This is a genomic window from Novosphingobium organovorum, from assembly GCF_022832435.1.
Lineage (GTDB): Bacteria > Pseudomonadota > Alphaproteobacteria > Sphingomonadales > Sphingomonadaceae > Novosphingobium > Novosphingobium organovorum.
Map to the genome: position 1 here is coordinate 1 of NZ_JALHLF010000120.1, position 9,786 is coordinate 9,786.

8 protein-coding genes, 1 tRNA gene and 1 pseudogene are annotated in these 9,786 nt (G+C 62.1%); 5 read left to right on the forward strand and 5 right to left on the reverse strand.

Features of this window, described 5'->3' with window-relative positions:
- Positions 1–1,263, reverse strand: a 1,263-nt coding sequence (locus tag MTR62_RS18190) for a DEAD/DEAH box helicase (RefSeq protein WP_244023601.1), incomplete at its 3' end; no start/stop codon positions are given.
- A 329-nt stretch (positions 1,264–1,592) separates the two neighbouring features.
- On the opposite strand from MTR62_RS18190, the gene MTR62_RS18195 reads away from it, so the two are divergent.
- Positions 1,593–1,814: a DUF1289 domain-containing protein gene (locus MTR62_RS18195; protein WP_244023603.1), complete on the forward strand. Its 222-nt coding sequence runs from the start codon at positions 1,593–1,595 to the stop codon at positions 1,812–1,814.
- A complete protein-coding gene (locus MTR62_RS18200; RefSeq protein ID WP_244023606.1) occupies positions 1,799–2,170 on the forward strand; it encodes a DUF7079 family protein in 372 nt (123 codons plus the stop codon). The genes MTR62_RS18195 and MTR62_RS18200 overlap by 16 nt, the downstream gene beginning before the upstream one ends.
- A gap of 23 nt (positions 2,171–2,193) precedes the next feature.
- Here MTR62_RS18200 and MTR62_RS18205 read toward each other — a convergent pair whose 3' ends face one another.
- Positions 2,194–2,691, reverse strand: coding sequence for an MmcB family DNA repair protein (locus MTR62_RS18205; protein WP_244023608.1), 498 nt, complete (start codon positions 2,689–2,691; stop codon positions 2,194–2,196).
- A 58-nt stretch (positions 2,692–2,749) separates the two neighbouring features.
- Positions 2,750–3,178: a hypothetical protein gene (locus MTR62_RS18210; RefSeq protein WP_244023610.1), complete on the reverse strand. Its 429-nt coding sequence runs from the start codon at positions 3,176–3,178 to the stop codon at positions 2,750–2,752.
- A 186-nt stretch (positions 3,179–3,364) separates the two neighbouring features.
- Here MTR62_RS18210 and MTR62_RS18215 point away from each other — a divergent pair.
- Positions 3,365–3,441, forward strand: a tRNA-Arg gene (locus MTR62_RS18215).
- A 205-nt stretch (positions 3,442–3,646) separates the two neighbouring features.
- Positions 3,647–4,593 (forward strand): IS630 family transposase gene (locus tag MTR62_RS18220; RefSeq protein WP_244023613.1). Its coding sequence is split into 2 segments (ribosomal slippage): positions 3,647–3,992 and positions 3,992–4,593, totalling 948 coding nucleotides; the frame shifts between segments, so codons are not numbered across the junction.
- On the opposite strand, the gene MTR62_RS18225 is transcribed toward MTR62_RS18220, so the two are convergent.
- Positions 4,565–5,434, reverse strand: coding sequence for a hypothetical protein (locus MTR62_RS18225; protein ID WP_244023615.1), 870 nt, complete (start codon positions 5,432–5,434; stop codon positions 4,565–4,567). The genes MTR62_RS18220 and MTR62_RS18225 overlap by 29 nt on opposite strands.
- A gap of 26 nt (positions 5,435–5,460) precedes the next feature.
- Here MTR62_RS18225 and MTR62_RS18230 point away from each other — a divergent pair.
- Positions 5,461–5,961: pseudogene (locus MTR62_RS18230) on the forward strand (transposase); the annotation flags it as partial.
- 189 nt (positions 5,962–6,150) lie between these two features.
- Here MTR62_RS18230 and MTR62_RS18235 read toward each other — a convergent pair.
- A complete protein-coding gene (locus MTR62_RS18235) occupies positions 6,151–8,910 on the reverse strand; it encodes a hypothetical protein (protein WP_244023617.1) in 2,760 nt (919 codons plus the stop codon).
- Positions 8,911–9,786: the final 876 nt, after the last annotated feature.

Consider the following 9,786-nt stretch of genomic DNA (forward strand, 5'->3'; position numbering starts at 1 on the left):
TGCGTTGCCGCCCCGGCCACCGCCCGAGCGGCCCTGGCTGGGCTGCGCGTCGGCGGGACGACGGCTGGGAGCGGGCAGGCGGCGCGCCTCGACCACGAAGTCTTCGGGCAGGGGCAGCGCGGTCAGCTTGACGCGGGTGAGGCGTTCGATGTCGCGGATGTAGGGCTTTTCGTCGGGAGCCACGAAGCTCACCGCCACGCCGTCCGCGCCCGCGCGCGCGGTGCGCCCGATGCGGTGGACGTACTGTTCGGGAACGTTGGGGATCTCGAAGTTGTAGACGTGGCTGACACCCGAAACGTCGATCCCGCGCGCGGCGATGTCGGTCGCGACGAGGATGCGGATCGTGCCCTGGCGGAAGCCGCCGAGCGCGGCGGTGCGCTGCGCCTGGCTCTTGTTGCCGTGGATCGCGGCCGCCGGAATGCCCGCGGCGGTCAGGTGGCGCACCACGCGGTCCGCGCCGTGCTTGGTGCGGGTGAAGACGAGCGCCCGGTCGATCGCGCCGTGCTCGGCCTTCTCGGCGGCGTCAGGGGCGAGGCCTTCGCGCAGGCGGATGGTGAGCAGCGCCTGCTTTTCGGCCTGGCTGACGAAGGTCGCGTACTGTTCGACCCGCTCGGCGGTGGTCGACTGCGGGGCGACCTCGACCTTGACCGGATTGTTGATGAACTGCTTGCCCAGTTCCGCGATCGCCTGGGGCATGGTGGCGGAGAAGAACAGGCTCTGGCGCTGCTTGGGCAGCAGCGCGGCCACGCGCTTGAGCGGCACGATGAAGCCCAGGTCCATCATCTGGTCGGCTTCGTCGAGCACGAAGATCTCGACGTGCTTGAGGGTGAGCGCGCGGCTGTCGACGAGGTCGAGCAGGCGGCCGGGGGTGGCGACCAGGACGTCGCAGCCACGCTCGAGCGCGCGGGCCTGCTTGCCCGCCGGAACGCCGCCGAAGATGCACTGGATGGTCAGGTTCAGGAACTTGGCGTAGCCGCGCATGTTGTCGGCGATCTGCGCCGCGAGCTCACGCGTGGGCGAAAGCACCAGCATGCGGCAGCCCGCGTTCTGGCGCGGCTTGGGATCGGCCGCGAGGCGGTGCAGCGAGGGCAGTGAGAAAGCCGCCGTCTTGCCGGTCCCGGTCTGCGCGATGCCGAGCAGGTCGCGACCTTCGAGCAGCGAGGGGATCGACTTGCGCTGGATCGGCGAGGGATCGGTATAGCCCTTGGCCTCAAGCGCACGCAGAAGGGGCTCGGCCAGACCAAGGTCGTTAAAGTAGGACATTCACGTCACTTTCAAATTTTCATGCAGTTGCGCGCTGAAAACGTCGAAGCAAGCGCGCGCACACGGCAAGGTGTCGTTCGGGCGACCCTGCGTGAAGAAGGAAGCTTGGTTCAAGGCAACCGCTCGTCCGGGCCGGTTACGGGATTTTCCGGCTCCTTGCCGGCCCCGTGACCTCACGCCGCTCGCGGACTGCGGCCCAGAAAGAGGATTCGCGGGTGCGAATCAGACTGCGCGCGCCGGTTGCTGCGGCGCCACATAGGGATGGTTCGTCCAAAGCGCAAGAAAATTGCGGTTTGCCGCGCGCACCGAACAGGCGCACACTCGGTTTCATGCCCGCGACTCGTTCTCCTTGTATCGGCGTGTGCGCGCTCGATTCTGCTCGGCGAGAATGCCGCAGCTGTCGGCGCACGATCGAGGAAATCGTCGCCTGGCCCAGGCTTGACGAAGCAGGCCGTCGGGCGATTCTGGCCCGGTTGAAGGCGCGCGACCGGCTCGACGCGCGTGAACGGGTGCGGGCAGGGGTGGAGTCCACTCCATGCCCCCCCCCATGACCCCCGGCGAATTCGAAACCCGCGTGCCGGTCTGGCAGGCGTTGAGCGACCTCTTCCTCGACACCGCGCTCGAGGAAGGCGATCATGCGCGCATTGCCTCGGTGCTGTCCGCCTCGCCGTACAGTGCGCAGCAGTGCGAGGCGATTCTGCGCGGCGAAGTGGCTCCGGTCTTCGGGCGCAATCTCTACGCCGTTGCGGGCGAGTGGGAAGGCTGGGGCGAAGCCGACGTGCGCCGCCTCATGGCCAACTGGTTACGCCAGTGCGCCTCGCGCAATCCCTTCGTGCGCCTTCAGGTCTGGATGGCCCCACGCTTCGTTCCGCACGATTGGAGCGCGATCGCGGGCCGCTTGTCCTGATTGCTGTGCGGGCTGGCGGGGGCTCAGCTCTCCCGGTCCCACTTTTGCGTTTCCGGATCGGCACTGACGACGAGCCGGCGCAGCGCCGCGCGGGCGAGGCGTTCGACTTCGACCTTGCGCCGCGCTGCAGCCATCTGGCGCAAGGGCGCCGGGCGCAGGATCTCGGCATCGTAGCCATCGGCCACGATCACGCCGCAGCTGTCGGGAAGGAACGCCTCGGTCTCGAGCGGGGCGCGTTCGAGCGTGGGGGGAAGCGCCCAGTAGAAGCGGTCGCAGAACTCGAGATAATCGGTCCACTTGCCATCGCCGAGCAGGTCCGCGCGGCTGACCTTGATTTCAACCAGGATCACCTGTCCGCGCGCGTCGACTCCCATGAGATCCGCGCGCCGGCCGTTGCGCAGCATCATTTCGGGCAGGCACCAGATGCCGTTGCGGGCAAACAGACGTGACACGCCGCGCACGACATCGGCCGCGACGATGGAGGTGCCGGAACCGGGCGGGAACGAATCGGTGTCGATCATGCCGACAGAATAAGAACAAAATAGGAACTTGCAATCGTGCCGTGCGCTGGCGCGGCGATCAGGCCATGCGCTTGGGGTGGCCGTCGGGCGCAGGGGCGATATCGAGGAGAGCATCGCGTGCGTTTACGAACTCGTTCCACAAGGCCAGCGCGGCCCCGCGCGGATGTGATCCGCGGGCCAGAGAGGCGAGCAGCGCGCCCAATCCGGCTTCCATGATCGCGGACAGGTCGGCGATGCCCTGTTCGGCGCGTATGCGGTGCGCTTCGTGCGCGTCGCGCACCTGGGCGGGGAAGGCGCGGATAGCCTGCGTCAGCGACGGTGCGGGGATACCGGCAATACCGGCGACGGCCTGTGCGGCATCGTGCAGCGCGGACCACTTCATGCTCAGGGCGCTGGCCGAGCCGGTCCCGAACTGGGCGCGTCCCGACCGGGCGAGACCTGCGCCGCCCGAGCCGAATTTTCCAACCCTGTTCGAAGTCGCGTCCATGACCGAGGGTTTTACCCGTGCGGCGCTTGCCAAATCCCTAATTGCCTGCCTTTGCGAGCCGCGCTGAACCGCAAGAGCCCTGGAGGCAGGCAACGGGTTCTCAAGGGGGCGATTGCCACCGCATTGCACGAAGACGACTTTTGCCTCTGGCGTCGCCCGGTTTGCTCTGCTAGGCGGCGCTTTACTGCACCCATAGCTCAGCTGGATAGAGCGCTGCCCTCCGAAGGCAGAGGCCAGAGGTTCGAATCCTCTTGGGTGCGCCATTTATCTCAAGCATTTTGCGTTCCTAGTGTGGTTTGGATCGCCGGTGCGACTCCGGTGAATGCCCCGGGAGCCAAAGCTTCGATCGCGTCTATAATCGCTTCTGTGGCCGTTAGAGCGGTTTTCGACCGTTTTGAATCGTCGGGGGATTCCCGCCGGGTGTGATTTCTGATTCAGAATCCGTGCTGGTGAGGGAGGCTAGCATGGATGGCTCACACTCTTTCGATGGATTTGCGCACTCGGCTTCTGGCGGCGGTTGATGATGGCTTGAGTTGCCGCACAGCGGCGGCTCGTTTTGGCGTCGCGCCATCGACTGCGATCCGCTGGCATGCGCAACGGCGCGAGACGGGCGATTTTGCTCCCAAGCCGCAAGGCGGCGACATGCGATCCCGTCGGGTTGAGGAGCGAGCGGACGACATTCTCGCCATCAGGGAAGCGCGCAAGGATATCTCGCTCGAGGAACTGCGCACGGACCTGGCCGGGATCGGTCTGACTATCTCGGTTGCCGGGCTTCACCGCTTCTTCGCGCGTCGGGGCATGACGCGCAAAAAAAGACTGGCCATGCAATCGAGCAAGACCGCCCCGATGTCTTGAAGCAGCGCCACGCCTGGTTCGATGGCCAGCTCGATCTGGAACCCGAACGTCTCGTCTTCATCGACGAGACCTGGACCGCGACCAACATGACCCGCAGCCACGGGCGCTGCGCGAAAGGCGAGCGGCTGCGGATGGGCTTCCCGCACGGCCACCGCAAGACCACCACGCTGGTCGCTGGCTTGCGCATGACTGGCATGGTCGCGCCGATGGTGCTCGACGGTCCGATCAACGGCGACTGGTTCGAAGCCTATGTCACCCAAGTGCTCATACCGGAGCTACGGCCCGGCGACGTGGTCATCATGGACAACCTCTCCAGCCGCAAGCGAGCGTCGGTGCGCGAGAGGATCGAGGCCGCAGGCGCGACCCTGCGCTTCCTCCCGCCATACAGCCCCGACTTCAATCCCATCGAGAAAGCGTTCTCGCGCCTCAAGGCCATGCTCCGCAAGATCGGCGAGCGAACCGTCAGGGGCCTCTGGGACCAGATCGGCAGGCTCGTAGACATCTTCCAGCCCGACGAATGCGCCAACTACTTCAGCTCGTGCGGATATGACCCGGAGTGATCGAAAAATGCTCTAACGCAAGGCCAAGATTTGCGGGATCCGGCAAAGCGTAAAGATCGCTGGTGCTGGCCTCGGCATGCCCAAGCATGATCTTCCCTTGCTGCCATTGGGTTTCACCGATGCGGGAACGAGCGAGTTGTGCGATTGAGCGCCGAATGAGCTTCAATCCGGTTTCACGTTCGCGGGGCATTTGCAACTCGCGGGGCATGGCTTCGAATGGCTTACGCACATTCTTCACCGGGACCATGAAGCCGTCCGTCTGTTCAAGAATCGGAATGAGCTGTCGCGGAGCGACGACCGTGGGCCTGCGCTTTTTGGTCTGGGCGCGGCTGCGCTGATTCAGGTTTATGGCCCTTGAGTGCGGGTCCCATTGTGCTCTGCACTTGGCAGTTGAAAAGTCATGGACTGCATCGGGGCGGCACCATGTGGCGACAGAAATTCGGAGAAAAGCCAGAAGTGACGCCCGCTGTTGCTTGGCATTGATCCTTTGCTTGACAGTCCAGAGCTCGCCAGCCGGTGGTGCTGGGGTTAGACAATAGGTGAACATTTCAGCCAGTTCGGAGATCGAGGATCGGTAGGTAGGAGTGTGATCCACCGCTGAAGGAGGACGCGGTGAGATGCGGGCCGGTCGACGGATGTTCTCCCTGGCAAAGGCATAATTTATGACTGCCTTCATTTGTCTGACTGAAGCTTCCGTCGTGCTGGGCGCGCGTAGGCGCAAGGTTTCATTCTTTCCCTTCCCAATGATGACGGCTTGCGTCGCAGACCATTTGCGAAACTGCTTGATGAACTCCTCGTCGATTTTGTCGCAAGGCAAGCCGTCAATACCGATCGCCGACAAATAATCCAGGAAGTTAAGGGGCGAAGATGAGCAAACCGCGCAGGGCCCGCTACCGCACGACAAACTGGAAGTCCTATACCGCAGCGCTGGCGCAGAGAGGTTCGCTTCGGGTTTGGTTTGATCCGGGAATGCAGTGGTTGTCCGCGCCGACCGGCAGGCGGGGGCGACAGCTTATGTTCTCGGATGCCGCGATCCAAGCCTGCCTCACGTTGAAGGGTGTGCTCAAGCTGCCTTTGCGCCAGACCACCGGCATGGTCGCAAGTCTTCTCGAGATGGCAGGGCTTGATTGGCCAGTGCCGGATTTCAGCACCCTGAGCCGAAGGCAGAAGACCTTGCTTGTCGAGATACCCTGCCAGCCCCGTTCCGGGCCGTTGCNGACCACCGGCATGGTCGCAAGTCTTCTCGAGATGGCAGGGCTTGATTGGCCAGTGCCGGATTTCAGCACCCTGAGCCGAAGGCAGAAGACCTTGCTTGTCGAGATACCCTGCCAGCCCCGTTCCGGGCCGTTGCACCTGCTGATAAGTTCGAACCTTGGGGGCCGTGCGGCAAGACAGGTTTGACGCCAAGCCATGATGGCCTGAACGCAGCTATACCGGCACGTGGGAGCTGCTGGCCTTCGTCCGCGCAGGTGGCCGCAACGTGGCTTCGTAGCGCAAATGACGGACGGGATTCGGTTCGTGATCCCGTCCGGTAAACCGCGACGATGCGCCTTGGTATCAGGAACGCCGGCTCTTGCGGATCAGCAGGCAATTGAGCACGCCGTCGAAATCACCCCCCGCCGCCAGACGAATTTCGACATGGGAGGCGCTGCGCGGCAGTGTCCATTCGATGCTGATACCCGCGTTGCCACCCACTGCGATCGAGCGCCTGGCGATATCCTCCAGCCCGTCGGCGCGAACATCGATCGTCACCTCGCCGCCCTGTACCGCGTCGAAGAAGAACTCGGCATAGTAATGCCCCGCGTCCAGATCGATGTAGGGGCCGAACAGGGCGTGGCACGGACGCTGCGGACGGACATGGACGATGCCATCGACCGTGACGAGGCTGTTGCTGCGCATCCCGTCCTCGCCCAGGGTGAACACCGATACCGGCTCTGGCCGCAACACGCGGGCGAAGGCGCGGGTCAGCAACTTGCCGAGGAAATTGTCCGGCATCAGCATTTGCTGGAGCACCTGCCCGGCCACGCCCGGCGCCGTGCCCGCTTTCGCGCCGGCATGGAGCGACAGCATGTCGCTCGTCAGGTCGGCGATCTTGTGCGACATTGCGCTGCCCGCAACCGCGGGTGGAGCCGCTTGCGCCGCTGGCCCGGCATCGTGCGTGACCAGCGTGATCTTTTCCGCCAGCGGTTGTCCATCAATCAGATTGCGGTTGAGCCGCCAGGCAAGGTTCAGCACATCGGGACGGGGCGGCGTGACCGCACGCACGGCGTCACCGGCAAGGACGATCCTCTCGTTGATCAGCTTGCCCTCGATCACGTTCCATTGCGACAGGACGTAATCATCCCCCTCCAGGAACAGGAACATGAACTGCGCCGGGCGCGTACCCGGAACGATTGCCCCATCGCAGATCTCGAAGTGCAGCGCGGTCATCAAGCCGTTGATGGGGCGCAACAGGCAGCAACGCCACATCGGGTCGTAATCGACGGACATCGCCTCGACCAGAGCGCCATCGCCCAGCGGCAAATAGAGCTTCGTCGCAAGCTGTCCGGTCAGGACCACATCGATCGACTTCAACTTCTCGGCCAGGAAAGCCGAAAGGTCGGTGTAGAGCGGCAATCCATCGTTGCGTGACCACCACACGTCGCGCTGCACGCGCAGCGCCTCGTGGATGGTGTCCACGCGCATCGGCAGGTGGCGAAGTAGCGCATAAGGCGCGTGGACCAAGCATACGCTCGCCTTGCTTTCCAGCAGATTGCGCAAGAGGACCATTTCCGGGTTGAAGGGATGGTCGGCCAGATGCGCCTTGGCGTAATCAAAGGAGTGGAAGTAGCGTTCCATTTTCTCCATCCGGCCCAGGGCGAACTGGTCGTTAATACCCTTGGAATGGAAATGCGACGGGACGTAAACAGCCTCGGGCTGGAAGTCCCCTTCATCGCAAATCGAAACGAGCAACTCCTTGAGCGAACGTTCCATGAAGATATCGGGCCTTATCCGCACGACATATTCATAGTCGTCACGCAAATCGCCGATCAGTTCGAAGCATTTCTGCATGCTGTAGAACATGAGCAGCGAGCCCCGGTCGCGCCCATCCTTGAGCAGTGGCTCGCGGTAGCGGATCTTCGCGGCCAGCTCGTCCACGTCGGGGGCGTGTTCGAAGAGATGGCGTTTGGGCTGGAGCTCTTCCACGATCAGCGCTTCGTTCGGATCGTGCCACCCATGAATGAAGACATCGCATTCCACCCCGGACAGGAACGCCTTGAGAAAGCGGATCTGCTGTTCGGGGACGCGGTGGATGAGGTGCCGGAATTCGCCACTTATGCACACCGCGATCTTCTTCTTCAGCCAGATCTGATGGTGCGAGGAAACCGTCGCCACGAGATGCGGCAGCGCCTTAAGGTTCTTGAGGTAATCGGTGTGAAAGTACGGCGGATCGAGGCGCAGGAAGGGGATCTTGTAAGCCTTGAACAGCCCGGTGAGCAGCGCGATTTCCGAAGGCCGGAAAATGCTGAGGAGATAGTCGTTCCCGAATAGCGCGAACGGGAGCTTGGACAGTTCGAAACGGGCCGCGATCTGCGGCGGCAGATGCGCGTCCAACACCGCCTTGAAATCGAGGAAAGTGTACTCCTGCGCGTGATAGGCGCGCAAATAGGCATAATAGATGACATTCTCGAAAAGATCGAACTTGCCGTAGGAAGGGTCCTGGATCGCGCGAAAAAACAACTCTCCCATAACGTCATTCAAAAGGTGCTCGACCTTGGACTTCTCGTAGAACCAGTGGAAGCACTCCATGAACCAGGCGTCCCTGACCGGCACGCCCAGAACCGCCTCAACGTTACAGTTGACCCTATGTGAATCGCCCCGGGTCCAAAGCTCGCCTCGCGGCGCGGTCTGTGTATAGAAAACGTATTTTCGTTCCTTGTAGTCCTGCAGGACTTCGAGGATCGAGAAATCCTTCACAAAGACGGTCTCGCTATCGAGAACAAGCGACCATTCGGTTTCCGCTTCGAGCAGGCCGCCGAATTTCTTCAGCGCCTGGAACAGGAACTTTCCGGCCCGGCCCAGGAATTTGCCCGGTGTCTCGACCGCCCCGAAGCGGGCAAGGACATCTTCGGTCAAAATGACCTTGCTGGCGATCCTGGGGTAGTTATCGAGGAAGCCGGAAAAAAGTTCTCGATTCTTTTCTTCGACAACAACCACGATACGCACACGATCGAGATCGGAGCAGTGCCGATCCAGACTTTCAATCATTTCGCAATACTGAACAAAATGCTTCTCGAATGAGGGTGTGACGATGGTAATTTGTTCGTTCTTGCTCATTAAATCCATCTTCCTAAAGTGCCTCTATGTTTACAGCCAGTAATTCGGGCCGCGCCACACGCCATTTTCCGTAAATTCTTCGGGCCCACTCCTGCGAGCGCCCCATCGATAACACTCATGTTGCGTATATTATGCCCTCGTTTCACCCGGTTAAGCAATTTTTGCAATCTGTTTCAGGTGAGGTAGGGGCAGGGCCTGCGAATCCCGGCATGGCGGCCGGCGATAGCGGCGTGATGGCTCTGGAGTTCGGGGTCCCTGCGAGGCCCCTGCGAGGCAGCCGAATGAGGGTGATGCCTGGAGACACGGCCAGTTCGGCGATTTTCGTGCAACCCAGCCTGATCGAGCCGAATGTCGGTGTGGGCTCCGTGCGCGACGTGGAGGCGGCATTTTGCAGGACGCAGGCTCATGGCCGCACGACCGCTGCGATCATGAATTATTTAAGGGTCACGTCCAGCCTGCAGGCACACATGAGGTATGGCCTGTAGGCATGGGCCCCGCGCGCCATCTCTGGCGAGAAGGTCCCTGAGAAGGCTCTCCATAGCTGAGCGGGAACTGGGCCGCCTGTGTGGATGGTGAAGGTGGGGTCTTGTCGGCGAGATTGGCAAACCGGCCTATCGGGTGGCCTCCAGTCCCAGTGAGCCTGTTTAATGGCGCACACGCCCATCTGCGTTCGAACAGGTCATCGCGCGAAGGCTGCGAACGAGCCTTGGACAACCGCGAATGGGGCGGGGGCCTACGGGGCTTTGCAACGCCTGACCGTGATCTTGCGCTGCACCATATGCCTATTTCTATCATCATGTTTTATAACGATTAAATGATTTTTCCCGGCGCAAATGACGATTTTTTGAAAAAGGTGTTTGACCGAATCGGAATGGT